This is a genomic window from Sphingomonas sp. LR59 (assembly GCF_036855945.1).
Classification (GTDB): Bacteria; Pseudomonadota; Alphaproteobacteria; order Sphingomonadales; family Sphingomonadaceae; genus Sphingomonas.
Map to the genome: position 1 here is coordinate 3,569,651 of NZ_JASPFL010000001.1, position 24,323 is coordinate 3,593,973.

23 protein-coding genes, 1 tRNA gene and 2 pseudogenes are annotated in these 24,323 nt (G+C 66.0%); 17 read left to right on the forward strand and 9 right to left on the reverse strand.

The window, feature by feature from the left end; translation table 11 throughout:
* Positions 1-217 precede the first annotated feature (217 nt).
* Complete coding sequence (locus tag QP164_RS16830; RefSeq protein WP_333923867.1) at positions 218-1,036, forward strand: MarR family winged helix-turn-helix transcriptional regulator; 819 nt, start codon at positions 218-220, stop codon at positions 1,034-1,036.
* 63 nt (positions 1,037-1,099) lie between these two features.
* Positions 1,100-1,175: transfer RNA gene (locus QP164_RS16835), tRNA-Val, on the forward strand.
* 5 nt (positions 1,176-1,180) lie between these two features.
* Here the strand turns inward: QP164_RS16835 and QP164_RS16840 are convergent.
* Entirely contained in the window at positions 1,181-1,741 is a 561-nt protein-coding gene (locus QP164_RS16840; protein ID WP_333923868.1) for a helix-turn-helix domain-containing protein, read from the reverse strand.
* A gap of 112 nt (positions 1,742-1,853) precedes the next feature.
* Between QP164_RS16840 and QP164_RS16845 the strand changes: the two genes are divergently transcribed.
* The 3 genes from QP164_RS16845 to QP164_RS16855 all read left to right on the forward strand — a co-directional run bounded on the left by QP164_RS16845 (position 1,854) and on the right by QP164_RS16855 (position 4,195).
* Entirely contained in the window at positions 1,854-2,318 is a 465-nt protein-coding gene (locus QP164_RS16845) for a DUF6456 domain-containing protein (protein WP_333923869.1), read from the forward strand.
* Positions 2,319-2,616: 298 nt separating this feature from the next.
* Entirely contained in the window at positions 2,617-3,555 is a 939-nt protein-coding gene (gene dapF, locus QP164_RS16850; protein WP_333924291.1) for a diaminopimelate epimerase, read from the forward strand.
* A gap of 85 nt (positions 3,556-3,640) precedes the next feature.
* Complete coding sequence (locus QP164_RS16855) at positions 3,641-4,195, forward strand: fasciclin domain-containing protein (protein WP_132895901.1); 555 nt, start codon at positions 3,641-3,643, stop codon at positions 4,193-4,195.
* A gap of 200 nt (positions 4,196-4,395) precedes the next feature.
* Here QP164_RS16855 and QP164_RS16860 read toward each other — a convergent pair whose 3' ends face one another.
* On the reverse strand, positions 4,396-5,661 hold the full coding sequence (locus QP164_RS16860) for a NupC/NupG family nucleoside CNT transporter (RefSeq protein ID WP_333923870.1): 1,266 nt from the start codon (positions 5,659-5,661) through the stop codon (positions 4,396-4,398).
* Positions 5,662-5,801: 140 nt separating this feature from the next.
* Here QP164_RS16860 and QP164_RS16865 point away from each other — a divergent pair, with 140 nt between their 5' ends.
* From QP164_RS16865 to QP164_RS16890, 6 genes are all read left to right on the forward strand, one after another.
* On the forward strand, positions 5,802-6,449 hold the full coding sequence (locus QP164_RS16865; RefSeq protein ID WP_132895903.1) for a queuosine precursor transporter: 648 nt from the start codon (positions 5,802-5,804) through the stop codon (positions 6,447-6,449).
* 292 nt (positions 6,450-6,741) lie between these two features.
* Positions 6,742-7,659: an acetylglutamate kinase gene (argB, locus tag QP164_RS16870; RefSeq protein WP_132895904.1), complete on the forward strand. Its 918-nt coding sequence runs from the start codon at positions 6,742-6,744 to the stop codon at positions 7,657-7,659.
* Between the two features lie 383 nt (positions 7,660-8,042).
* Complete coding sequence (locus QP164_RS16875) at positions 8,043-8,345, forward strand: YggT family protein (protein ID WP_056053469.1); 303 nt, start codon at positions 8,043-8,045, stop codon at positions 8,343-8,345.
* Positions 8,346-8,380: 35 nt separating this feature from the next.
* Entirely contained in the window at positions 8,381-8,653 is a 273-nt protein-coding gene (locus QP164_RS16880) for a DUF167 domain-containing protein (RefSeq protein ID WP_333923871.1), read from the forward strand.
* On the forward strand, positions 8,650-9,525 hold the full coding sequence (gene folD / locus QP164_RS16885) for a bifunctional methylenetetrahydrofolate dehydrogenase/methenyltetrahydrofolate cyclohydrolase FolD (RefSeq protein ID WP_333923872.1): 876 nt from the start codon (positions 8,650-8,652) through the stop codon (positions 9,523-9,525). The genes QP164_RS16880 and folD overlap by 4 nt, the downstream gene beginning before the upstream one ends.
* The gene (locus QP164_RS16890) at positions 9,522-10,142 is read left to right on the forward strand and encodes a MarC family protein (RefSeq protein ID WP_132737007.1); all 621 of its coding nucleotides are present in this window, start codon (positions 9,522-9,524) and stop codon (positions 10,140-10,142) included. The genes folD and QP164_RS16890 overlap by 4 nt, the downstream gene beginning before the upstream one ends.
* A 93-nt stretch (positions 10,143-10,235) precedes the next feature.
* Here QP164_RS16890 and QP164_RS16895 read toward each other — a convergent pair whose 3' ends face one another.
* Positions 10,236-12,023, reverse strand: a complete 1,788-nt coding sequence (locus QP164_RS16895) for an AcrB/AcrD/AcrF family protein (RefSeq protein WP_333923873.1) — start codon at positions 12,021-12,023, stop codon at positions 10,236-10,238.
* A gap of 124 nt (positions 12,024-12,147) precedes the next feature.
* On the opposite strand from QP164_RS16895, the gene QP164_RS16900 reads away from it, so the two are divergent.
* Both QP164_RS16900 and QP164_RS16905 read left to right on the forward strand, forming a co-directional pair.
* Positions 12,148-12,573: a GtrA family protein gene (locus QP164_RS16900; RefSeq protein ID WP_175518124.1), complete on the forward strand. Its 426-nt coding sequence runs from the start codon at positions 12,148-12,150 to the stop codon at positions 12,571-12,573.
* 30 nt (positions 12,574-12,603) lie between these two features.
* A pseudogene (locus QP164_RS16905) lies at positions 12,604-13,331 on the forward strand (class I SAM-dependent methyltransferase).
* Positions 13,332-13,587: 256 nt separating this feature from the next.
* Here the strand turns inward: QP164_RS16905 and QP164_RS16910 are convergent.
* Both QP164_RS16910 and QP164_RS16915 read right to left on the reverse strand, forming a co-directional pair.
* Positions 13,588-14,697, reverse strand: coding sequence for a glycosyltransferase family 2 protein (locus QP164_RS16910; RefSeq protein ID WP_333923874.1), 1,110 nt, complete (start codon positions 14,695-14,697; stop codon positions 13,588-13,590).
* A 47-nt stretch (positions 14,698-14,744) separates the two neighbouring features.
* The gene (locus QP164_RS16915) at positions 14,745-16,850 is read right to left on the reverse strand and encodes a RelA/SpoT family protein (RefSeq protein ID WP_332796891.1); all 2,106 of its coding nucleotides are present in this window, start codon (positions 16,848-16,850) and stop codon (positions 14,745-14,747) included.
* Positions 16,851-17,016: 166 nt separating this feature from the next.
* Between QP164_RS16915 and QP164_RS16920 the strand changes: the two genes are divergently transcribed.
* Positions 17,017-17,490 carry a winged helix-turn-helix transcriptional regulator gene (locus QP164_RS16920; RefSeq protein WP_333923875.1) on the forward strand — a complete coding sequence of 158 codons (474 nt, stop codon included), beginning with the start codon at positions 17,017-17,019 and terminating at the stop codon, positions 17,488-17,490.
* Between the two features lie 112 nt (positions 17,491-17,602).
* Here the strand turns inward: QP164_RS16920 and QP164_RS16925 are convergent, their stop codons facing one another.
* From QP164_RS16925 to QP164_RS16935, 3 genes and pseudogenes are all read right to left on the reverse strand, one after another.
* Positions 17,603-18,028 (reverse strand): acyl-CoA thioesterase, encoded by a 426-nt coding sequence (locus QP164_RS16925; RefSeq protein ID WP_333923876.1) that lies wholly within the window; start codon positions 18,026-18,028, stop codon positions 17,603-17,605.
* A gap of 1 nt (position 18,029) precedes the next feature.
* A complete protein-coding gene (locus QP164_RS16930) occupies positions 18,030-18,806 on the reverse strand; it encodes a sulfite exporter TauE/SafE family protein (RefSeq protein ID WP_333923877.1) in 777 nt (258 codons plus the stop codon).
* Positions 18,807-18,817: 11 nt separating this feature from the next.
* A pseudogene (locus QP164_RS16935) lies at positions 18,818-20,024 on the reverse strand (LL-diaminopimelate aminotransferase).
* A 315-nt stretch (positions 20,025-20,339) separates the two neighbouring features.
* Here QP164_RS16935 and QP164_RS16940 point away from each other — a divergent pair.
* The 3 genes from QP164_RS16940 (at position 20,340) to clpS (ending at position 23,391) form a co-directional block, all read left to right on the forward strand.
* Entirely contained in the window at positions 20,340-22,049 is a 1,710-nt protein-coding gene (locus tag QP164_RS16940; RefSeq protein WP_333923878.1) for a PHA/PHB synthase family protein, read from the forward strand.
* Between the two features lie 352 nt (positions 22,050-22,401).
* Positions 22,402-22,863, forward strand: a complete 462-nt coding sequence (locus tag QP164_RS16945; RefSeq protein WP_333923879.1) for a phasin family protein — start codon at positions 22,402-22,404, stop codon at positions 22,861-22,863.
* Positions 22,864-23,052: 189 nt separating this feature from the next.
* Positions 23,053-23,391, forward strand: coding sequence for an ATP-dependent Clp protease adapter ClpS (gene clpS / locus QP164_RS16950; RefSeq protein ID WP_131587736.1), 339 nt, complete (start codon positions 23,053-23,055; stop codon positions 23,389-23,391).
* Between the two features lie 155 nt (positions 23,392-23,546).
* Here clpS and QP164_RS16955 read toward each other — a convergent pair whose 3' ends face one another.
* Positions 23,547-24,230, reverse strand: coding sequence for a Crp/Fnr family transcriptional regulator (locus QP164_RS16955; protein WP_243693230.1), 684 nt, complete (start codon positions 24,228-24,230; stop codon positions 23,547-23,549).
* Between the last annotated feature and the right edge of the window lie 93 nt (positions 24,231-24,323).

The window sequence follows — 24,323 nt, forward strand, 5'->3', positions numbered from 1 at the left end:
TATAGGCGGGCACTCAATCCAACCGAAGTCGATCCAGTTCGAGTGTAAATCCGGAGATGATCGAGGTTAGTCTTCGCGACACAGCGGAGATGATCATGATCCTACCGGACGGCGAGGCCGACGACACGCGCTACGATACGGGTATCGCCGCGGTCCTTGTTGCAGCGACCGACGCGCCCGACCGGTTCTCCGCCGCGCTTGCCGCGATGGGGGGCGGGTGGTCGCCACGATCGACTGGCAGGCGCCGTTCGGCCTGCATGCCACGCCGCAGGTTATCGTGGTCGAGACCGCGGGGGTGGACGTTGCAATCCTTGCCGAACATCTGCCGCGGATCGTCGAGCGCGCGGCCGTGCTGGAGGCGGGGCTGGTGGTCGCGATGGGGAGCGACCAGATCGACGCGGTCGCGGCGGCAACGCTTGGCGGCGGGACGATCCTGCTGGTCGATCCGAGCGTCGCGGACTGCATCGCGGCGATCGTCGTCGCCGCCGAGCGCGTCCGCAGCCCGGCAGGGGTGTTCGATGTCACGCGCGAGACCGACGGTACGCGGCTTGAGCGATTGAACACCGAGGTCGCGCGGATCGCCGAAGCGCTTGCCTGGCTGACCCGTGCGGAGATCGACGGCGATGCCCCCGCCGCGCCGATCGTTGGCGATCGGACGAACCGCTACGGCGCGCCGCCATCGCTGGCCGAGCCGAGCGCCGCCGACGTCCGGCGTGCCATCCGTGCGCGACGGTTGCGCGATCAGTTCTTCGGCACCGCATTGTTCGAGGATCCCGGCTGGGACATGCTGCTAGATCTCTACGCCGCCGAACTCGAGCGTGGCCGCGTGTCGGTGTCGAGCCTGTGCATCGCCGCCGCGGTCGCGCCGACCACCGCGCTGCGCTGGATCGCGCGGATGACCGACACGGGGCTGTTCGAACGCCGCCCCGATATGCACGACCGGCGGCGCGCGTTCATGGTGCTCTCCGACCGCGCGAGCGAGGCGATGCGCGGCTATATCGTAGCCACCAGGGGCGCCGACCTGCGGATTCCGTGACGATCCGCGCCCTTTTAGCTTGCCCCGGCCGCCCGGCTTTGGCATCGCACCCCAACCCGAGAGGGGCGATTAGCTCAGTTGGTAGAGCGTCTCGTTTACACCGAGAATGTCGGCGGTTCGAGCCCGTCATCGCCCACCACCTTCCTACAGCTCGCGGACCAGCCGCATAGCGACCGCGATCCAGCCCGGGTCCGCGATGGCCAGCGGCTGTGTGCCGGTGCCCGGCGGCAATACCGTCACGCTGCCTTCGCATCCTGTGAGGCGTCCGAACGCGAATCGCCCGGCCGGTTGCGGGACGAGCACGTCGCGGTTGAGCGCAGTCGCGAAGTTTTCCGGCGCCAGCATCGCGCACCAGATCACGTCACCCGCGCGGTAGTCGCCGATCCCGCCCGCCGCCGTCACGGCGATTTGTCCGGGTGCGACCTGGGGCGGGGGCACGGTCGTGGTCCGGCGCGGCGCGTGGACGCCGCGGCCGTCGAGGATCGCGGTGACGGGCAGGTCGGCGCGGTCGGGCAACGTCACGAGATCGCCCGCCTCGACGCCCAGCGCCGCGGCGATCCGGTTGAGCCAGCCGACCGATACGGTACGCGTGCCCGTTTCCAGCCGGCCGATCGTCTGCGCGGTCGTCGGCGGAACACAGCGCCGTGCGACATCTTCCAATGTCAGGCCCTTGGCGCGGCGGACTTCGCGAATGGCAGTGATCATTGCACGGTGATCATCGGAAGGCTCCAAACCAGATGGGTTATTCCTCTGTCCTACAACCATGTCGATATGGCAACCGGCGCAAGTGACGTGGAGCGACAACGGGAGACGGCGGATGCGCGAATTGGTGGAACGATCGATCGATTCGGAGGGCGTTCCGCAGCCATCGGGCGCGCGGCGTGGGCGGATGGTCACTGTCAATCTGGCCGAATCGCCGCTCGGATGGCTGCGGTCGCGCGGACTGGTCGACGCGCGGCAGTTCGCAGCGGGAGGACAATTGCGCGTGGATTACGAACGCGCCTCGATCGCGCCGAGCGTGACTATGCGCTGGGTGGAGCGAGTCGATGGAGGCGGGCATGATGGGCTAGATCCAACGTCCGCGCAGATCGCGGCGAAACGCCGGTTCGACACCGCGATCGCGGCGGCGGGGCCGGGGCTCGCGGATATCCTGTGGCGCGTGGTCTGCGCGGGGGAGGGGCTGCCCGCGGCGGAGAAGGCGCTGCACTGGCCAGCTCGCGCAGGGCGACTGGTATTGACGCTCGCGCTCGACCGGTTGGCCGCACACTATGGGATTGGTTAGCGCGGGACTGCGACCGGTCACCTCACGATCCTCCCCCGCAAGGGGGTGTCTGGCCCTTGCCAGACGGAGGGGGAGGTGAGCGATCACCCCTGTTGTGTATCCTCCCCTCCGTCGCCTTCGGCGCCACCTCCCCCTGGCGGGGGAGGATCGAGAGGGCGACGTTCGGCCAGCAAGCATCATGCGGTCGGATTACTGGCTCAGGGCCAAGCTGTCCGCTCAGTCTCGTCACGAACAGGACTACACTCGCGCGCCGATCCGCCCACTCGCTTTGCCGGCCACGCAGCACTAAATGGCGGATATGCGCTTCGACCTCATCAAATGCCACGGCTCCGGCAACGACTTCCCCCTGATCGACGCGCGGGCGTCGACGTTGGACGATGCAGCCTGGGCGGCCGTCGCGCGCGCGCTCGCGGATCGCGACGGGCCGGTCGGTGGCGACGGGCTACTTCTGCTCACCGGCGGGGACGAGACACGCGCATTCGGCATGCGGATGTTCAACTCCGACGGCAGCGAGTCCGAAACCTGCCTAAACGGCCTGCGATGTGTAGCGCGCGCCGGGTTCGCCGTGACAGGGTCGGGGACCGCGACGGCGTTGCTCAAGACCAGCGATGCGGTCGTCGTGCACGATGCCGACATCGCGCCGGGCGTGTTCACCGTGCGCGAGATTGCGGGGCCCGCGTCGCTCGACGTCACCGCGTGGCCGATGGATGTCGGCGCGGATCGCGTCATCGACACGCCGATCGCGGGCTTGCCCACCGCCCGCGCCTTCACCGCCGTCGCCATGCCGAACCCCCATCTCGTGACGTTCGTTGATGCGATCGACGAGACCGAACTCGTCCGCGTTGGCGAAGCGTGCGAGGCGGCCCCCGACTGGCTTCCCAACCGCGCGAACGTCAGCTTTGTCGAGGTTCGAGGTGCAGACCTGTTCGTCCGCACCTTCGAACGCGGGGTTGGACTCACCGACAGTTGCGGCAGCGCGATGGCGGCGTCGACCTATGCCGCGTGCCTGACCGGGCGGATCGCCTACGACACGCCGACCACCGTCTTTAACAAGGGCGGGCTCGTCCGCGCTGAGGCGAGCGAGGCGGCGATGGTCACGCTGTCGGGCAATGCGACGTTCGAATGGCGCGGGTCGATCGACGTCGATTTCGCGACGGCGACGGCAAGCGACCTGACGATCGCGCAGCACCATGATGACGAGATCGCGGCGTGGAAGAGGCTGATCGCAACGATCTGAAACGCGGCTGCATCATTCTTCCGATCCGGCCGTATCTTTCCACGAAAGCGTCGGACGACCGGCGCCGTGCAGGAGAGAGAACGCCATGAATCACGTGTTTCGTACCGCGATCGTCGCCGCCGCCATCGCCGTCAGCGGTAGCGCGATCGTCGCCGCCCCGACCAACCCGAAGGTCGGCGGCGCCGCGATGTATCCGACCAAGACGATCGTCGAGAACGCGGTCAATTCGAAGGATCACACGACGCTAGTCGCCGCAGTGAAGGCTGCCGGCCTGGTCGAGACGCTGTCGGGCCCAGGTCCGTTCACGGTGTTCGCGCCGACCAACGCCGCGTTCAAGAAGCTGCCCGCCGGCACCGTCGACACGCTGCTCAAGCCCGAGAACAAGGCGCAGCTGTCCGCCGTGCTGACCTATCACGTCGTCCCCGGCACGATCACCGCCGCCGACATCGCCGCCAAGGCGAAGGCGAACGGCGGCACCGCGACCTACACCACGGTGCAGGGCGAGCCGCTGATGTTCATGAAGTCCGGCGCAGGCTGGGGCATCATGGACGGCAAGGGCCACAAGGGCCGCGTCACGATCGCCAACGTCATGCAGTCGAACGGCGTGATCCACGTCATCGACACAGTGATGCTGCCGTAATCGGCGATTTTGCGAGATAGCTGCCTCGCTTTCCCCCGCGAGGTAGTTTGCGTCGGGCCCGTTGCCGAAAGGTGGCGGGCCCGATTGCGTTTGCGCGCCGTCGCCCTAGCCCCGTCATCCTGACGAAAGTCAGGATCCAGAGCCACGAAAGGTGGCGCTTGTTACCCTGGATCCTGACTTTCGTCAGGATGACGGACGGCTTAGCCGATGAGCAATCCCGCGAGCGCGGCTGACATCAGGTTTGCCAAACTCCCTGCCGCCAGAGCGCGCAGGCCGAGCTTGGCAATCATCGGGCGCTGGTTCGGCGCCAAGCTCCCGGTCACCGCCATCTGGATCGCGATCGACGAGAAGTTCGCAAACCCGCAGAGCGAGAAGGTGATCACCGCGATCGTCCGCGGGCTGAGCCCGGTCTGCGTCCCGAGCGAGATATACGCGACGAACTCGTTCAGCACGATCTTCTGCCCGAACAGCCCGCCGGCGATCCCCGCCTCGCTCCAAGGCACGTTCAAGAGGAACATGATCGGCGCGAAGACATAGCCGAGCAGCCCCTGGAAGCTCAGTCCCGGCAGCCCGATCATGTTGCCGAGCCCGCCGAGCAACCCGTTCGCGAGCGCCACCAGCGCCACGAATGCCAGCACCATCGCACCGACTGCGACGGCGAGGCGCACGCCGGTCTGCGCGCCCTGGGCTGCGGCCATGATCAGGTTGGCGGGCTTTTCCTCGTCGTGCGTCGCCTGCGGCATGGGCTCGCCCGCGCCCGATTCACCTGGCTGGTCGCCGAGTGCCAGTTCGCCCTCGGGTGGCATCACGCGGTCGGGCATGATGATCTTCGCCATCAGGATGCCGCCCGGCGCCGCCATGAAGCTCGCGGCCAGCAGGTAATCGATCCGGATCCCCATCGACGCATACGCGGCGAGGATCGTCCCCGCGACGCCGGCCATGCCGCTGGTCATCACGGTAAACAATTGCGCCGGGGTGAGACCCGCCAGATACGGCCGGATGACGAGCGGCGATTCGCTCTGGCCGACGAAGATGTTCGCCGCCGCGCACAGCGATTCGACCTTCGACACGCCGATGACCTTCTCGATCCCGCCGCCGACCCAGCGCACCACCAGCTGCATGATGCCGAGATAATAGAGGATCGAGACGAGGCTCGCGAAGAAGATGATCACCGGCAGCGCGGCGATCGCAAAACTTTGCCCGCCGATCTCGGGCGTCGCCATCTTGCCGAACAGGAATTCGGTGCCCTTCTGCGAATAGCCGAGCAGGTTCGCGACCCCGCCGGACATGCTGCCCAGCACGACCTTGCCGATGCTCGAATACAGCACGAGCACGGCGATCCCGGCCTGCAGTGCGAACGCCGCGCCGACGATGCGCAGGCGGATCGCGCGGCGGTCGCTCGACAGCAGCACGGCGATGCCGAGGATGACGGCGATGCCTGCAAGGCCGATGACTAGTCTTTCCATGGACGCCCTGCATTTTTGACTGACACGCGCCGCCCCCGGCTGCGCAAGCGACCGACATGACACGCGAGCGGCGTGCTCGCCAGTCTTTATGATGGGGAGGTCATTTGACGGCGCGCGCGATTCCGCTAGCGTCGCCGGCGATGGATAAGCCTGTTCCCGCGTTCCCGCGTTCGCTCTTCGTTTTCTCGGTCCTGTATGGCGGCATGGTGTGCATCGCCGGCGTGCTGGGGGTGAAGCAGGTCGCGCTCGGCCCGCTCGCGGTCGAGGCGGGGATCTTCGGCTTCCTCCTGCTAGTGGTGCTGAGCAGCGCGATTTCCGAGCTGCACGGCCAGAAGACCGCGACGTTCCTAGTGCGCCTCGGGTTCATCCCGCTGCTGGTGTCGGCGGCGCTGATCCACCTGGTGCTGGCACTGCCGCACGATCCGGGGATGTACCCGCCCGCAGTCGACGCGTTCCCGATCGTCGTCGGCCAGAGCTCGCGAATGATGATCGCCGGGCTGATCTCCTACGGTATCTCGCAGACGCTCAACGTGCTGATCTTCTCGAAGCTGTCGGGACAGGTCGGCAGCGGTGACGGCAAGCTGGTGTGGCTGCGCGGGATGATCGCGAGCATCATCTCGCAGATCATCGACACGATCCTGTTCATCACCATCTCGTTCCTCGGCGAACGGCCGATCCTCGGGCTGATGGAAGGGCAGATGCTGACCAAGGTCGTGCTGTCGATCGTGCTGGTGCCGTTCATGATCACATTTTTCGTGCGGCTGGGCCGGCGGCTAGACCGGGTCTGATTTGAAGGCCGCATCCTAGGCCCGTCATCCTTTACGCTCGTCCCCCCAAAGCCCATCGCCCCCCAAAGCCCATCCCCCAAGCCCGTCACTCCCCAAGCCCGTCACCCCCCACGCCCGTCACCCCAGCGAAAGCTGGGGTCTCCCCTGGGCGGATGCAGCGGCTCGAACCGGGAGATCCCAGCTTTCGCTGGGATGACGGATGGGGCCGACGTGGGATGTGTCACGCTACGCCACGCCACGCCACGCACGTTCCTCGGATGACGAACCGCCTGCGACTGGCTAAAGCGCGGGCATGACCGATCACACGCCCGATCCCGCCCTGCTCGCCAAGGCGGAAACGCTCACCGAGGCGCTGCCGTATCTGCAGCGCTACGCCGGCAAGACGTTCGTCGTGAAATACGGCGGCCACGCAATGGGCGACCCCGAGCTCCAGCGCGATTTCGCCGAGGACATGGTGCTGCTGAAGGCGGTCGGCATCAACCCGGTGGTCGTTCACGGCGGCGGCCCGCAGATCGGCGCGATGCTGAAGCGCCTCGGCGTCGAATCGCGCTTCGTCGATGGCCTCCGCGTGACGGATGCGGAGACCGCGCAGATCGCCGAAATGGTCCTCGCAGGCTCGATCAACAAGGAAATCGTCGGCTGGATCGGCCAGGCCGGCGGTCGCGCAGTCGGTATCTCGGGCAAGGACGCCGGCCTCGTCCTCGCGCAGAAAGTCGGCCACGGCCGCGAGCCGGACAAGCTCCAGGGGATCGAGCGTCACGTCGATTTGGGCTTCGTCGGCGAACCGATCGCGGTCGACCGGACGATCCTCGACACGCTGATCGCCGCCGACATCATCCCGGTGATCGCCCCGATCGGCATCGGTGCCGACGGCCACACCTACAACATCAACGCCGACACGATGGCTGGCGCGATCGCCGCGGCGATGGGGGCGGCGCGGTTCTTCCTGCTGACCGATATCGTCGGCGTGCTCGACAAGCAGGGTGAACTGCTCACCGATCTCGACCCCGCGCGGATCGCCGAACTGCGCGCCGACGGCACGGTGACCGGTGGCATGATCCCGAAGCTCGACACTTGCGTCGCTGCGGTCGAATCAGGCGTCGATGCCGCGGTTATCATCGACGGCCGCGTTCCCCACGCGATGCTGCTAGAGATCTTCACCAAGCAGGGCGCGGGGACCTTGGTCAGCGCCAACGGGCGCACCCGGTAACGCGCGACGGGTGTCACCCTCACTACCCCCACATCCGTCATCCCAGCGAAAGCTGGGATCTCCCGGTTCGAGCCGCCCGCCCGCCAGCGGGGATACCCCAGCTTCCGCCGGGGTGACGATAGCTGGGGTGACGATAGTCGGTCGGCGCGCGCGAGCGGCGGCGAAAACGACCGACACCACAGGACTTCTCGTTCTTCACGCCCCCACATCCGTCATCCCAGCGAAAGCTGGGATCTCCTGGCTCGAGCCGCGCACCCGCCAACCGGGATACCCCAGTTTTCGCTGGGGTGACAGGCTGGGGCTGGTGGGACTATCGCCTAAGCAGGGCTTCTCGTTCTCCCCCGCCACCTTATATCAGCAACACACCAGCGGAGACCCTTGCCTTGATCGCCCTTCTTCAGATCGTCCAGTTGCTGCTCAACCTCGTCTGGTGGGTCATCGTCATCCAGGCGGTGCTGTCGTGGCTGATCGCGTTCAACGTCATCAACACGCACAGCGATTTCGTTCGCACGGTCTGGAACGCGCTGCAGAAGATCACCGAGCCGCTCTATCGCCCGATCCGCCGCATCCTCCCCGATTTCGGCGCGCTCGACCTGTCGCCGCTGGTCGTGCTGCTGATCCTCTACATTCTGACCAACATCGTCATCCCGAACATCGCGCAGAACTACCTCGTCGCAGCCTATTGATCGAGCCGGCGGCCTGGCGAGCGGTCGATGACGGCTTGGCGATCGCCGTCCGCGTAACCCCGCGCGGCGGTCGCGACGCACTCGCCGCCGGAACGCCCGAGCATTTCGCCGCGCGACTGGCAGCCGCCCCCGTCGATGGCGCCGCGAACGCCGGGCTGGTCGCTCTCGTCGCCAAGACCTTCGGCGTACCCAAGCGTGCCGTAACGATCATCTCCGGCGAAACCGCGCGGCTCAAGCGCCTGCACATCGGCGGCGACTCCACCGTACTGGCGGAAATCGCCTCCGCGCTCTATGGGCCGCGGGCATGAGCGCGACCATTATCGACGGCAAGGCCTTCGCCGCCGGCCTCCGGGCCCGTATCGCAGACGGCGTCACCGCCTTCAGGGCGCAGGCAGGCCGCGCGCCCGGCCTCGCCGTCGTGCTGGTCGGCGAGGATCCCGCCTCCAACGTCTATGTCCGATCGAAGGGCAGGGCGACGCGCGAGGCCGGCATGGAGAGCATCGAGCACCGGCTCCCCGCCGATGTCCCCGCCGAAGACCTGCTCGCGCTGGTCGAGACGCTCAATGCCGACCCGACGATCGACGGTATCCTCGTCCAGTTGCCCCTGCCGAAGCATATCGACGAGCAGGCGGTCATTTCGGCGATCGACCCCGACAAGGACGTCGACGGCTTCCACCCGATCAACGCCGGGCGTCTCGCAACCGGCCTGCCCGGGTTCGTGCCCTGCACGCCATTTGGCTGTGTGATGCTGCTGAAAAGCGTGCTGCCGACCCTCAGCGGGCTCGAGGCGGTCGTCGTCGGCCGCTCCAACATCGTCGGCAAGCCGATGGCGCAACTGCTCCTCCGCGAGAGCTGCACCGTTACCGTCGTGCATAGCCGCACGCAGGACGTGCCCGCACATATCCGCCGCGCAGACATCGTCGTCGCGGCGGTCGGTATCCCGCAGATGATCAAGGGCGATTGGCTGAAACCCGGCGCGACCGTCATCGACGTCGGCATCAACCGCGCCGACGCCGGCCTCGTCGGCGACGTCGACTTCGCCAGCGCGGTCGAGGTCGCGGGCGCGATCACGCCGGTGCCGGGCGGCGTCGGGCCGATGACGATCGCCTGCTTGTTGCGCAATACTTTGGTCTCCGCAGGCCGCCGCGAAGGCGTCGCGATCGAGGAGTCGAGCCTGTGATCGAACTCTACATCTCGTCGCTGATCACGTTCTTCGTGGTCATCGATCCGCCCGGCTGCGCGCCGATCTATGCCGGGCTGTCGGCGAGCGCGTCGGCCCTCCAGAAGCGGGCGATGGCGATTCGTGCGGTCGGCGTGTCCGCGCTGATCCTGTTCGTGTTCGCACTGTTCGGCGAGGCGTTGCTCAAGGGCCTCGGCATCAGTCTCGCCAGCTTCCGCATCGCCGGCGGCATCATGCTGTTCCTGATCGCGCTCGAAATGGTGTTTGAAAAGCGCACCGAACGCCGTGAGGACCGCGCCGCCAAGGTCGCGAGCGATCCCGAGGTCGAAGACGTCTCGATCTTCCCGATGGCGATGCCGATGATCGCCGGGCCGGGCTCGATCGCGTCGGTGATGCTGTTGATGAGCCGCAACAGCGGCATCGAGCGCTCGCTGGTCGTGCTCGGCGCGATGGTGACGATCCTGCTGCTGACTTTGGTCGCACTGCTCGCGGCAGGACCGATCATGCGGATCCTCGGCGCAAAGATCGAGGCAGTGATTACCCGCTTGCTCGGCGTGCTGCTGGCGGCGCTGGCAGTGCAGTTCGTGCTTGATGGTTTGTCGGTGGTGCTGCGCTGATTCGTCATCCTGGGCTCGACCCAGGATCCAGAGCCAAGAGCGGTATCGCCGATGGCTCTGGATCCTGACTTTCTTCAGGATGACGGGCTAAGGTCAGTCCACCTTGAACAACCGCAACGGCGACTTCGCCGGCAGCGGTAGCGGCGTGAGCCACGCCGGCACCTCGTTATTCGCCATCTGCGCATAGAACCCCTTCGGACTACGCGCCTTGTAGTTGGTCGACTCCGCCGCGTTCGGGCACAGCAGCAGCATCGTCGCGCCGTGCCGCTTGATGATCGCACGCGCCTGGTCCGGCGTCCCCCCGAACGCATGCTGCACATCGAGGATCGCATCGCCGTTGCGGTGGTACGGCCCCGCGATCGCATCGTGATGCGTGATCGTGATCAGCCGCGGTCCCATGTCGACGAAGGTGAACACAGTCTGCGCGGGATATTTGTCCAGCGCGAGCAGCACGGTCGTCCGCAGGCAGTTGCCGGTCGCCATGTTGACGCGCTTCTCATACGGCTTCGGCCGATCGATCGGGAAATACTGGATCAGCATCCCGGCGAACAGCCCCGACACGATCAGGAACGCACCGACCGTCCCCAGCACGCGCACCGCCACCGATCGGTTGCCGAGCAGCCGCGGCAGGATCAGCCACCCGAGCGCCGTTGCCCCCGGAATCGCCAGCAACTGCGCTGCCGGCCCGGCACGAACCTGCCACAACAGCATCGCACACGCGAACGCAGTGAACAGCGCCACCGCCGCCCAGCCGACGGCACGGTCGTCGCGACGCGCGCGCCAGGCTGCAAGGATAGCCCCGATCAGCCCGATGATCGGCAGCGTCGCCAGCGCGAACCCGACGCGGAAGCTGTGCTTGTAGATCGGCTTGGCCTCGCGGACATTGTCCAGCCAGTTGCGCTGCAGCTCGGGCGAGATCCCCTCGGGCCGCCCCAGGCACTGCGGAAACACCAACGCAAAGCCGGCAACGATCGCCGCACCCGCGACAACCGCCAGAGCCAGCCGAGCCGCCCGCGAAGCCGGCCCAAACCGCGCAAGCAGGAACAGCAGCATCCCCGCCGCGATCATCACGCTCAACCACACCGGCGTCAGCGCGTCGCAGCGCATCGCCTGGTTGGCGTTCGACGCGAACAGCGCGAACCCCAGCGTGCTGCCGCCGCCGAGCGTCAGCGCATAGATCGACAGCCGCTCGGCCTCCGACCGATCCCACACCCAGCGCAGCGCGATGATCGCCCCCGCCATCGCCGCATACGGCAGCAGCTCGAGCCCGATCGACAGCGACACCGCGCTGGCGAGCCCGACCATCGCGCCACCGCGACGCCCGTTGGTATCGCACAGCCCCGCCACCGTCAGGCTCAGCATGGCGAGTTGCCAGCCGTGATGATCGATCCGCTCGGGCATGAACATCAGCATGGTGCCGGTCGCGCCGACCATGATCACGACCGCGAGGGGCCACGCGTAAGGACTGATCAGCCGCCGCACGGTCGCGCCGATGCCGAGCATCGCGATCGACAGCGGCAGCAACGGCGCGATCCCGCAGGCGAGCCGCTCCGCCCAGCTGTTGCTGGTGAACAGGCGGAAGAACAGGATCAGCCCGGCGATCGGCAGGTCGACGATGCGGCTCCAGTGGATGTCGAACCCGACCGGTGGGTTCATCCGGTAGTTGCGCAGATCGTACCAGCCCTGGCCGTCCAGCAGCGCACGGACCTGCATCAGCCGCATGTTGTCGTCGGTATCGCCGAGCGACAGCCAGCGGATCTGGCCCCAGCGATCGAACATCGACCACGCCGCCACCGCCACCCAGGCGAGCAGCGTCAACGCGATCCAATGCCGATCGAGTTCGTCCAGCAACGTCCGCCGCTGAAGTGGTGCCTGATCCAAAACGCTTTCCTCCAGCCCGCACGCACTCTAGATGCGCGGGCGTATCTCAAGCGTCGCTCTATCGCGGTGTCCGTAAAGAACAAGGCACCGGCGCGATCGCCGGAGGGTAAAGAACAAGGCGGGCATGCAGGCGATTTGGCGACAGATGGAGCAGATGCGGGCGAGCGGCGTGCTCGGCCAGCTCGTGCGCTTCGGAATCGCCGGCGGGATTTCCAGCGTGGTGTATTCGCTCGTCTACCTGCCGCTGACCGCGTATGTCTTTCCGCCCCGGCAGGCGGTTGCCGCAGTGCCGTTCGCGTTTGCGGTCGCAGTGGTGGTCGGGTTCTTCCTGCACAGTCGCTGGAGCTTCAAGGGGCATGCGAAGGAGCCGGGCGCGGGGCGGCATGTGAAGTTCGTGATCGTCCAGGGTTCGGGGCTCGCGCTGAATGCGGTCATCACCTGGATCGGTACGGCGTTGCTGCACCTGCATCCGTGGATCCCGTTGATCCCTGCCGTCTTTCTTGCCGCGATCGTGACGTTCGTGCTCAACCGTTTCTGGGTTTTCAACTGACATGAATTTCAACCGCAGGGCCGACACTTAATGGACCGCATCGTCTACGACCGGATGGCCGCGCATGATTCCACGCACTGGTGGTATCGCGCCCGCCGCGACATCCTGGCGGATTACCTGACGCGGTATGGCGCTTTGCCGAAGGATGCGAAGATCCTCGAGATCGGCTGTGGCACCGGGCACAATTTGCCGATGCTGGCTGAGTTCGGCGAGATCGACGCGATCGAGATCGATCCGGCGGCGCGCGAGATCGCGAGCGAGCGGCTGGGGAAGCCGGTTGGCGCGGCGCCGTTGCCCGAGCTGCCAGGCGTTCCTCGTGCGCATTACGACCTGATCGCGGTGCTCGACGTGGTCGAGCATATCGAGGACGATGTCGCGGCGTTGAAGGCGATGGCCGATTGCCTTGCTCCGGGGGCAAGATTTTGATCGCGGTGCCGGCGCATGCGTGGCTGTGGAGCGCACATGACGTGGTGAACCATCACCATCGGCGGTATTCTAAGGCTACGTTGCAGGCGGCGATCGAGACGGCCGGGTTGAAGTCGGAGAAGCTGGGGTATTTCAACTCGCTGCTGTTCCCGCTGGCGGCGGCGGCGCGGATTGCCGGGCGGATGACCGGGCGTGACGACAGCGACGATTCGCCACCGCCGAAGCTGGTGAATGCGCTGTTCGAGAAGATCTTTCGGCTGGAGCGCCATCTGGTCGGGCGCGTGCCGATGACGCCGGGGGTTTCGATCGTGACGTTGGCGGTGCCGCGGTAACGATCGAGGGACCTGCGCGTCCTACTTCCGTTCGTCCGGAGTAGCCGTCGAGTAGTGGCGAAGCCGCGTATCGAGACGGCGTATCGAAGGATGGGTTGGCGCGCGGTACCCGTACCTCGATACGAGCCCTCGATACGCTCCTTGCGGAGCTACTCGGTTTCTACTCGGCACGAACGGGGTAGGGGCGCGGGGCACGTCCTGAACTCGTAAGCAACCTCCACCCCGGCGGAGGCCGGGGCCCAGTTGGGCAACGTCGCTAACTTCGAGTGCGCTTCGGTACTGCGACCTTTCCAACTGGGCCCCGGCCTTCGCCGGGGTGGTGTCGTGATTGGCAGGCGCGTTCGTTATTCGGGGTGGAAGGGAAGGGGCTGTCAGGCAACCGCACCACTTCCACCGGTTCCGCCCGAAACCCGAGCGTCGCCTTCCCCTGGATCGGCCCCGCGACATCCGCGACGATATACAGCGGCCGACGCTTGGACTCGACATACAGCCGCCCGAGATATTCGCCGATCATCCCCAGCACGAACATCTGCACCGCGCCGAGAAACACCGTGACGAGCATGGTCGAGGTCCAGCCCTGCACCGCGCTGCCCGAGAGCCAGCCGATCGCGATGTAGACGAACAGCAACAGCGACACGCCAGTGAGCGCGAGCCCGGCGTGGCTGGCGAAGCGCAGCGGGGCGGTGGAGAAGCCGGTGACGGCGTCGAACGCGAGGCGGATCATCTTCGCCAGCGGGTAGTTCGTCTCGCCCGCGAGCCGCTCGGCGCGGTCGTAGGGGAAGGGAACCTGCTTGAAGCCGATCCAGGCGACCATGCCGCGGATGAAGCGGGCTTGTTCGGGGAGCGACAGGAATGCGTCGAGCGCCCGCCGGCTCATCAGGCGGAAGTCGCCGGTGTCGAGCGGGATCGGGGTTTCGGTCATCCGCGTCAGCAGGCGATAGAAGGCGGCGGCGGTGGCTTTCTTGAACACCGTCTCGCCCGCGCGCTGGCGGCGCACTGCGTAGACGACGTCGGCCTGGCTCGCCGCCATCGCCGCGCGCATGTCGGACAGGAGTTCGGGCGGGTCCTGCAGATCGGCATCGATGATCAGGATCTGCTCGCCTGCGCACAGGTCCAGGCCGGCGGTCAGCGCCAGCTGGTGGCCGTGGTTGCGCGACAGGTTGATCGCGACCAGCCGCGGGTCGGCGGCGGCGAGGCGTTGCATCACGCCCCAGCTGTCGTCGCGCGAGCCGTCATTGATCAGGACGATCTCGTAATCGTCGCCAACCGCGACCTTTGCCGCGCCGGAAATGCGCGCGTGCAGGATGTCGAGGCACGCCGCCTCGTTATAGCAGGGGACGACAATCGAAAGGGACGGACGGTTCATCGCCCCCGTCTAGCGCCCACCGCGCCCCGCGTCATCGTTGGATGTTTCTACACGCGCTCCACGGTGTGCACCGCATCCGCCGCGCGGAGGCCCGCCATCAGCCGCATCAACTGCTGCACGTCGTGCACCTCGACGTCGATCTCGTTGGTGTGGAAGCTCTTGTCGCGCGTATCGAGCCGCAGGTTGATGATGTTGGCCTTGTGCCCGCCGATGATCGTCGAGACGATGCCGAGCGAGCCCGGCTCGTTCTTCACCATCACCGATATCCGCGCGACCGCACCCTCGGTCTCGTCGCCCCACGCGACATCCACCCAGTCGGTCTCGTTCTCCGAGCGTTCGGCAAGCTCGGCGAGTACGCGGCAGTCGATCGCATGCACCTCGATCCCCGCATCCGGCCGACGTAATCCAACGATCCGGTCGCCCGGCACCGGGTGGCAGCACGTCGCGAGATCGTAGGCGACACCGGGCGTGAGCCCCTTGATCGAGATCGCGCTCGACTGCGGTGCCAGCGCGTGCGTAACGTCGGCGCCTGCCGAGCCCGGCATGAGCGCCTCCATCACCGCCGCATCGGACAAGGTGCGCCGCGCGATCGCGACCATCAGCGACGATTCGTCGGGCAGCTTCAGCCGCTTCAGCGCGTGGCTCAGCGCATCGGTGCCAATCTGCGCGGGCAGGCGGGTGACGATGTCCTCGTACAAGGTCTGGCCGAGCGCGGTCTGCTCGACGCGTTCCTTCTGACGTAGATGCCGACGGATCGCGGCGAGCGCCTTGCCGGTGGTCGCGACGTTCAGCCATTGCGGTTGCGGCGACTGGCCCTTCGAGCGCAGGATCTGCACCTGGTCACCATTCTCGATCACCGTCGACAGCGGCACGACGCGGCCGTTGACCTTGGCGCCGACCGCCTGGTCGCCGAGATCTGTGTGCACCGCATAGGCGAAGTCGATCGAGGTCGCGCCCTTGGGCAGCTGGATCAGCTCGCCCTTGGGCGTGAACGCGAAGATGCGATCGGTGTACATCGCCATCCGCGTGTGTTCGAGCAGCTCTTCCGGGCTCTCGGCGGTGTCGAGGATTTCGACGAGGTCGCGGATCCAGCTGACCTGGCGATCGCTGCCGTTGATCTGCTGTTTGTACGCCCAGTGCGCCGCCAGCCCGAACTCGGCCTGCGCATGCATATCAGCCGTGCGGATCTGGATCTCGATCCGCGCGCTGTCGGCGTGGATCACCGACGTGTGCAGCGAGCGATAGCCGTTGCGCTTGGGCGTCGAGATGTAATCCTTGAACCGGCCCGGCACCATCGGCCAGCGCTGATGGATGATCCCGAGCACCCGGTAGCAATCCTCCTCGGTCGGCACGATCGCGCGGAAGGCCATTACATCGGAAAGTTGTTCGAAGCTGATGTGGCGTTCGGACATCTTTCGGAAGATCGAATAGGGGTGTTTTTCACGCCCCGAGATTTCCGCCTCGACCCCGGCGCGCGACAGCACCAGCTTTAGGCCGGACGCGATCTTGGCGATCCGGTCGCCGTCGCCCTTTTTCAGCTGTTCGAGGCGGCGGTTGATCGATTCGGAGGCTTCGGGCTCGAGCTGTTCGAACGCGAGCGACTGCATCTCGCGCATGAACTCGTACATGCCGATCCGCTCGGCGAGCGGCGCGTAGATGTCCATCGTCTCCTTGGCGATGCGACGGCGCTTCTCGGGCTTCGAGATGTGATGCAGCGTCCGCATGTTGTGGAGGCGGTCGGCAAGTTTAACGAGAAGTACGCGGATGTCGTCGGACATTGCGAGGAGGAATTTGCGCAGATTCTCCGCGGCGCGTTCGTTCTCGGTCTGCGCCTCGATCTTCGACAGCTTCGTCACGCCGTCGACGAGGCGCGCAACCGAGGCCCCGAACAACCGCTCGATCTCCTCGGGGGTCGCGACCGTATCCTCGATCGTGTCGTGGAGGATCGCGGTGGCGATCGTCTCGGCATCGAGGTGGAGGTCGGTGAGGATGCCCGCCACCTCGATCGGATGGCTGAAATACGGATCGCCGCTCGCGCGTTTCTGGCTCCCGTGCGCCTGCATCGAGAAGACATAGGCGCGGTTCAGCAGCGCCTCGTCGGCATCGGGATCGTAGTCGAGGACGCGATCGACCAGTTCATATTGGCGCAGCACCCGCCATAGATGGGGCCGGGCAGGGACTTTTGGCAACAAAAAGCGTCGCATCACTGTGATCTAGTGGTTGCGTCAGCCATTCGTGGGCGGCGCATAACGTAGGATAAGCGGGGCGTTTCGCTTCTGTGGCTTATGCGGTACGTTCGCGGCGGATGAGGATGACGTGATGGGCAAATTGCGCGAACCATTGCTGGAATGCAGCCTGCCCGCCGCGCTGGAAGCGATGGGCGAGCGCTGGTCGTTCCTGATCCTGCGCGCGGCGTTCAATGGCCTTCATCACTTCGAGGAATTCCAGTCGGAACTGGGCATCGCGCGGAATATCCTCGCGAACCGGCTGGCGCGGCTGGTCGAGCACGGCATCCTGGAGCGGCAGCCGATCCCGGAGGATCGGCGCAAGATCGCCTACGGTCTGACCGACAAGGGATTCGCGCTGCTGCCGACGATGATTGCGCTGCGGCAATGGGGCGAGCGATGGGAGACGTGCGTGCCGGCGTTTCCGATCCTGGTCGACGAACGCGATCGGCGGCCGTTGCAGCCGGTCGCGGTGCGGGCGCATGACGGGCGGGTACTGGGGAAGGGCGATCTGATCTGGGCGCTGCCTGGGGAGGTCGCGGGCGTCGAGGCTGAGGCGGCAGAGTAAGGCGCCCCGTTGCGAATGGGATCGGACGTCAGCCCATACTTCCTTGTTCTCCCGCGAAGGCGGGAGCCCAGTCTGGACCCCCGCCTTCGCGGGGAAACATGCTCTCTTCGGGTTATTGGGTCGGTAGCGCTTCCAGCACCGTGCGGATCGCGTCGGGCAGGGGCACCGGCCGCCCCGTCTCCAGATCAACGTGCACGCTGACCATCGTGATCACGGTATGCAGTTCACCAGTCTCCGCATGCGCCAGCTCGAAGCGTTTCGTCAGGCTCGTCGTCCCGAGCTTCTCGATCCGCACGAACGCCTCGACCGAATCCCCCAAGCGGAACGGCTTCAGGTAATCGATCTCCGTCCGGCGGACGTTGAACTCGGTGGTCGGCCAGACATCCGGCAGGGCCTCCGCGATCCCGGTCCATTCCCAGAATTCGGTGACCGCGACGTCCGCATATTCGAGATAGCGCGAGTTGAAGACGATCTTCTGACCGTCGATCTCGGCATAGCGCACGCGGAACTGCGTCGAGAAGGCGAACCCCGGCCGCATGTCAGAAGATCAGCTTCACGCCGACCAGCGCCAGCACGGTCGCGAGGACCGGCACCAGCACGCGGTCGGAAACGCGCGTCGCGATCAGGCTGCCGACAATGATGCCCGGGATCGAGCCGATCAGCAGCGACACGAGCAGGTCGACGTCGACCGAGCCGAGAATCCAGTGGCCGATCCCGCCGAGCAACGTCAGCGGCACGGCGTGCGCGATGTCCGAGCCGACCAGCCGGTTGATCGGCAGCGTCGGGTAGAGAATCAACAATGCGGTCATGCCGAGCGCACCGGCGCCCACCGAGGTCAGCGAGACGAGCACGCCGAGGATCGCGCCGAGCAGGATCGTCAGCATCGCCTGACGCTCACCGCCGACGGTGCCCACGCGAGGCGTCAGCCACGCGACGATCTTGCCGCGGAAGAACGTCGCGACCGCCGACAGGATCAGCGTCACGCCGAGCACGACGGTGATCGCGTGGCCAGTGTCGGACGATTTCTCGCCGAGATGGTTGAGCACGAGCAACGTCGCGATCGCTGCGGGGACGCTGCCGGTGGCGAGCCGGCGGACGACTTGCCAGTCGACCGTACCGCGCCAGCCATGCACCGTCGTGCCGACCGTCTTGGTCGCCGACGCGTAGAGCAGGTCGGTGCCGACCGCGGTGGCGGGGTGGAAGCCGAAGACGAGCACCAGAAGCGGCGTCATCAGCGACCCGCCACCGACGCCCGTCAGCCCGACGATGAGGCCCACGAGCACGCCGGCCACCGAATACAACAGGTTGATATCCACGCTGGCGAAGGTCAGCCAGCGCCACGCGCGGGCGTGTTGACGCCCATCGACTGAAGATATTTCTTCACGTTGCGCGCCGCCTGGCGGAGCCGCTGTTCATTCTCGACCATCGCGATCCTCACATAGCCCTCGCCGTTTTCGCCGTAGCCCACGCCTGGAGCAACGGCGACATGCGCGTGAGTCAGCAATTGTTTGGTGAACTCAAGGCTACCTAAGTGCGCGAGTGCGGGCGGCAGGGGGCCCACGCGAACATCGACGCGCGGGGGCTCGGGATATCCCAGCCAGCGCGGCCAAAGCTCTCGACCAGCACGTCGCGGCGCTTGTGATAAAGCTGGCGGTTGCGCTCGACGATGTCCTGCGGGCCGTTGAGCGCGGCGCAGGCGGCGGCCTGGATCGGCGTGAACGCGCCGTAATCGAGGTACGACTTTACGCGGGTCATCGCCGCGATCAGCGTCTTGTTGCCGACCCCGAAGCCCATCCGCCAGCCGGCCATCGAATAGGTCTTGCTGAGCGAGGTGAACTCGATCGCGACGTCCTTTGCGCCGGGGACCTGGAGGATCGAGGGCGTCGGCTTGCCGTCGAAATACAGTTCCGAATAAGCGAGGTCGGAGATCACCCACAGCTTGTGCTTCTTCGCGAATTCGACGACGCGCTCGTAGAAGGCCAGGTCGACGACTTCGGCGGTCGGGTTCGACGGATAGCCCATCACCAGCACCGACGGCGCGGGGACGGTGAACGCCATCGCACGCTCAAGGCTCTCGAAATACGCCTCGTCGGGCGTGGTTGGCACCGCGCGGATCGTCGCGCCGGCGATGATGAAGCCGAAGGTGTGGATCGGATAGGACGGGTTGGGCGCGAGCACGACGTCGCCGGGCGCGGTGATCGCGGTTGCGAGGCTGGCGAGGCCTTCCTTCGAGCCCATCGTCACGACGACCTCGGTCTCGGGATCGACATCGACGCCGAAGCGGCGGCCGTAATAGTTCGCCTGGGCTTTTCGCAGGCCGGGGATGCCCTTCGACTGCGAATAGCCGTGCGCGCTGGGTTTGCGCGCGACTTCGACGAGCTTCTCGATGACGTGCTCGGGCGGCGGCAGGTCGGGATTGCCCATGCCGAGATCGATGATGTCCTCCCCGCCCGCGCGCGCCGCCGCCCGCATCGCGTTCACTTCGGCGATGACATAGGGGGTAAGCGTTTGATGCGGTAGAAGTCTTCGGACATAATCAGCCTCTAGCTGGAGGAGCGGGTGCTGTACCGCAGGTGAGGGGAGGCGTCACCCCAATCCCAATTGCCGTCACCCCAGCGAAAGCTAGGGTCTCCCGGTTCGCTTCAGTCAATCCTCCCCCGCCAGGGGGAGGTGGCACCGAAGGTGACGGAGGGGAGGCAGGCGCCACCTCTGCTCCGTGTCCTCCCCCTCCGTCTGGCAAGGGCCAGCCACCTCCCCCTGGCGGGGGAGGATCGTCGGGCTCTGGCGATGCGGCCACGCTTCCGCTCGACCCACACCTGCGTTAAGCTCCGGAAAAAGCAGAGGACGTCATGGCCGAAACTCCTCCTACCCCGAGCCTGCCCGATCTCCAGCATTGGACGTGGGTGATGGGCCGCGCGCAGCAGATGATGTTGGAGCAGGGGCTCGCGGCGATGCAGGCCAAGCCCGAGGCGATCCCGGCGATCCCCGGCTTCACCGACCCCGCCACGCTGGAGTGCGCGCGAGATTTCTGGACCGAGAGCCTGACGCTGTGGCAGCGGTTTCTCGATCCCGCCAAGGCGCCCGAACCTGCTCCCGTCACCGACAAGCGCTTCAAGGCGCCGCAGTGGCGCGAACCCGTGTTCGACCTCATCCGGCAAAGTTACGAGCTGATCGGCGACCACATGCTCCGCGGGGTCGAGGCGGTCGACGGGCTCGACCCGAAGCAGAAGGAGCAGTTGCGGTTCGCGACCAAGGGGTTCGTCGATGCGATGAGCCCGACCAATTTCGCGCTGACCAACCCGCAGGTGATCGAGAAGACGATCGAGACGCGCGGCGAGAATCTGCTCAAAGGTCTGCAGAACATGATGGCGGACCTGGCCCGCGGGCAGGTGACGCATACGCCGGACGGCGCGTTCGAACTCGGGCGCAACCTGGCGATGACGCCGGGCAAGGTGGTGAAACGCACGCCGCTCTACGAGCTGATCCAGTACACACCGACCACCGACAAGGTGCTGGCGACGCCGCTCGTGATCTTCCCGCCATGGATCAACCGGTTCTACATTCTCGATCTGACGCCCGAGAAAAGCTTCATCCGTTGGGCGGTGGAGCAGGGCATCACCGTGTTCATGGTCTCGTGGAAATCCGCGGACGCGAGCATGAAGGACGTCGTCTGGGACGATTACATCGCCGCGCAGGTCGACGCGATCGACACGGTGCGCACTGCGCTGAAGGTGCCGGCGGTGCATACGATCGGCTATTGCGTGGCGGGCACGACACTGGCGGCGACGCTCGCGCTGCTGGCGGCGCGCGGCGAGGCGGCCAAGGTGGCTAGCGCGACGTTCTTCACCGCGCAGGTCGATTTCGCGCAGGCGGGCGAGTTGCAGCATTTCATCGACGACGAGCAGTTGAAGATGGTCGCGTCGCTGTCGCCCGAGGGGTTCCTCGACGGGCGGTACATGGCGACGACGTTCAACCTGCTCCGCGGGCGCGACCTGATCTGGAACTACGTCACGCAGAATTACCTGCTCGGGCAGGATTACGTGCCGTTCGACTTGCTCCACTGGAACGGCGACACCACCAACCTGCCTGCGAAATGGCATCTGAGCTATCTGACCGATCTCTACCGCGACAATCTGCTGGTCACGGGCACGATGACGGTGGACGGGACGCCGATCGACCTCACCAAGGTGACGACACCCGCTTACGTCCAGGCGGGGCGCGAGGACCATATCGCGCCGGCCGAAAGCGTATGGAAGCTGACCCAGCTGTTCGCGGGGCCGCTGAAGTTCGTGCTGGCGGGGTCGGGGCACATCGCCGGAGTCGTGAACCCGCCGGCTGCGGGCAAATATCAGTTTTGGACCAATCCCTCGGCGCATACGACGCTCGACGACTTCGTCGCAGGGGCGACCGAGACCAAGGGAAGCTGGTGGCCCGACTGGGTCGAATGGGTCCGCGCGATCGATCCGAAAACCGTGGCAGCCAAAGGGGTTAGGCATCCCGGCAAGGGGTCCCTCGCGGCGCTTGGCGATGCGCCCGGCGAGTATGTCAAAACCCGGTAGCGCTACCTTCCGTTAACGTCATGGTGCAGTGCACAATTTCATTGTGCGGCGCCGCGAATCGTGTATCAAGGACCACGACATAACTCCGAAGAGAGGTGCGTGGATGGTGGATATCGTGAAACGGACGGCCAAGGCCGGTTCGAAGCCTGTCGCCACCGCGAAGGCTCCTCGGACCGTCGCCAAGCCGGCTCAACCGGCACCCAGGCCGGTCGCCAAGAACCCGGCGATCGACACACCTCCCGCGGCCGCTTTTGTATCGCCGCACCCGGACACTCCCGCCCCGATTCTGGCCGTCGCGCCGTCGGGGATCCCAGCTAGTGAAACCCTAGCCAGCGAAACGAAGGACGCCACGATGGACACGATCCAGAGCATCACCGAGAAGACCAAGGCCCTGTTCACCAATGGGTTCAGCGGCACCACCACCAGTGAATTCAGCGAGCAGGCCAAGGGCGCGATGGAGAAGTCGGCGAAGATGGTCGAGGACATGACCGCATTCGGCAAGGGCAACATCGAGGCACTGGTCGAATCGTCGAAGATCGCCGCGAAGAACGTCGAAGCGCTCGGCCACGAAGCCACCGAATACGCCAAGACCTCGTTCGAGAGCGCGACCGAAGCCGCCAAGACGCTCGCCGCCGCCAAGTCGCCGACCGAGTTCATGAAGCTCCAGGGTGATTACGCGCGTACCGCGTTCGACACGATGATCGCCGAGGGCTCGCGCTCGACCGAGCGGATGCTCAAGATGTTCGGCGAGTTCGCCCAGCCGATCTCGAACCGCGTTGCGGTCGCGACCGACAAGATGAAGATCTCGGCGTAAGTCGATAGCGCCACGCCTTCGGGCGGTGCGACGAGAAGGGGCGGCCGTCATGCGACGGTCGCCCCTTTTCGTTTGCGGATTTCGCGCGGATTTCGCGTGGGGTGTGCGGGCGCCCCCTTGCCCTTGCCCCCCGGCATGCCATATTTTGGCAGCATGGTGTTGACCCCCGAAATGAAGCTGGCCGTGATGATGGCCGAGCGCCGCGACGATGGTGGCGAGGATGGCAATGACGGCACCGGTGCCGGCATCGCGACCAAAACGCGCGCAAAGACCAAACAGCCGACGCCGTACCGCGTGCTGATGCTCAACGACGACTACACGCCGATGGAGTTCGTCGTGCTGTGTCTCCAGCGTTTCTTCCGCATGGACATGGAGGCCGCGACGCGCGTGATGCTGCACGTCCACCAGAAGGGCGTCGGGGTCTGCGGGACGTTCAGCTACGAAGTCGCCGAGACCAAGGTAAGCCAGGTCATGGATTTCGCCCGGCAGAACCAGCATCCGCTGCAATGCACGCTCGAAAAGGCCTGAGCTTCACCGTTTGAGGTGATCCTCCCCCGCAAGGGGGAGGTGGCACCGAAGGTGACGGAGGGGGAGGTAAGCGCCAACCTTGGTTCCGCGCCCGCCCCCTCCGCCTGGCAAGAGCCAGCCACCTCTCCCTGGCGGGGGAGGATCTAAGAAAGTGGTCACCGCGCGGGTGGCAGCCAGCGCAGGTCCAGCCGATCGAACCGGTCGATATAGTTCGCCGCCTGCGCCAGCATCGCCTCGTTGAGCAACGTCACGCGGCCCGCCTCGCGCCGGATCAGCCCATCCTCTTCCAACTGGCGCAGCATCCGGTTGACGTGCACCGCGGTGAGTCCGGTGGCATCGCCGATCTCCTCCTGCGTCAGCCCGAGCGTGAAACTGTTGCCCATCGCCCGGTCGCGCATCCGCATCCGGTTGCGCATCTCGAGCAGCAACGCCGCGATCCGTGCCTTGGCCGAGGTGCGACCCAGCGCGGCGAGCCGGTCGGTCAGCGCCACCTTCTCCATCTGGTTCATCACCATGATGATCGCCGACAGCCGCGGATGATCGGTGACGAGCGCAGTCATCGCCGAGCGATCGAACGCGCACACCGTGCAGTCGGTCAGCGCGACCACCGTCTCGGGCGAATCGCGATACACCAGCGCGGAGACCGCCAGCATGTCGCCGGCATAGAGAAAGCGCAAAATCTGGCGGCTGCCGTCGTCGAGCAGCACATAGCTCATCGCCATGCCGCGTTGCAGGATGAAGAGTTCGGCCTGCGGATCGTTTTCGCGCACGAGGACGGCACCGCGACGCAAGTCGCGCGGGCGGTCCTCCAACCGCGCTAGCGCAGCCTTTTCGTTCATCGACAAGTCGATGAGATCGCCGACGCGGTCGGCGAAGCAGCTGTCCGGCACTCTGTAATGGTCCCCAATGTTCAAGAACCACAGAGCAAAGCT

Bases quoted from the DNA above. Each gene is read 5' to 3' on its own strand.
- QP164_RS16845 (WP_333923869.1), top strand. From the start codon at position 1,854: ATGCGCGAATTGGTGGAACGATCGATCGATTCGGAGGGCGTTCCGCAG.
- QP164_RS16955 (WP_243693230.1), bottom strand. From the start codon at position 24,230: ATGAACGAAAAGGCTGCGCTAGCGCGGTTGGAGGACCGCCCGCGCGAC.
- folD (WP_333923872.1), top strand. From the start codon at position 8,650: ATGAGCGCGACCATTATCGACGGCAAGGCCTTCGCCGCCGGCCTCCGG.
- QP164_RS16860 (WP_333923870.1), bottom strand. From the start codon at position 5,661: ATGGAAAGACTAGTCATCGGCCTTGCAGGCATCGCCGTCATCCTCGGC.
- clpS (WP_131587736.1), top strand. From the start codon at position 23,053: ATGGCCGAGCGCCGCGACGATGGTGGCGAGGATGGCAATGACGGCACC.
- dapF (WP_333924291.1), top strand. From the start codon at position 2,617: ATGCGCTTCGACCTCATCAAATGCCACGGCTCCGGCAACGACTTCCCC.
- QP164_RS16910 (WP_333923874.1), bottom strand. From the start codon at position 14,697: ATGAACCGTCCGTCCCTTTCGATTGTCGTCCCCTGCTATAACGAGGCG.
- QP164_RS16840 (WP_333923868.1), bottom strand. From the start codon at position 1,741: ATGATCACTGCCATTCGCGAAGTCCGCCGCGCCAAGGGCCTGACATTG.
- QP164_RS16900 (WP_175518124.1), top strand. From the start codon at position 12,148: ATGCAGGCGATTTGGCGACAGATGGAGCAGATGCGGGCGAGCGGCGTG.
- QP164_RS16945 (WP_333923879.1), top strand. From the start codon at position 22,402: ATGGACACGATCCAGAGCATCACCGAGAAGACCAAGGCCCTGTTCACC.
- QP164_RS16925 (WP_333923876.1), bottom strand. From the start codon at position 18,028: ATGCGGCCGGGGTTCGCCTTCTCGACGCAGTTCCGCGTGCGCTATGCC.
- QP164_RS16940 (WP_333923878.1), top strand. From the start codon at position 20,340: ATGGCCGAAACTCCTCCTACCCCGAGCCTGCCCGATCTCCAGCATTGG.
- argB (WP_132895904.1), top strand. From the start codon at position 6,742: ATGACCGATCACACGCCCGATCCCGCCCTGCTCGCCAAGGCGGAAACG.
- QP164_RS16865 (WP_132895903.1), top strand. From the start codon at position 5,802: ATGGATAAGCCTGTTCCCGCGTTCCCGCGTTCGCTCTTCGTTTTCTCG.
- QP164_RS16855 (WP_132895901.1), top strand. From the start codon at position 3,641: ATGAATCACGTGTTTCGTACCGCGATCGTCGCCGCCGCCATCGCCGTC.
- QP164_RS16920 (WP_333923875.1), top strand. From the start codon at position 17,017: ATGGGCAAATTGCGCGAACCATTGCTGGAATGCAGCCTGCCCGCCGCG.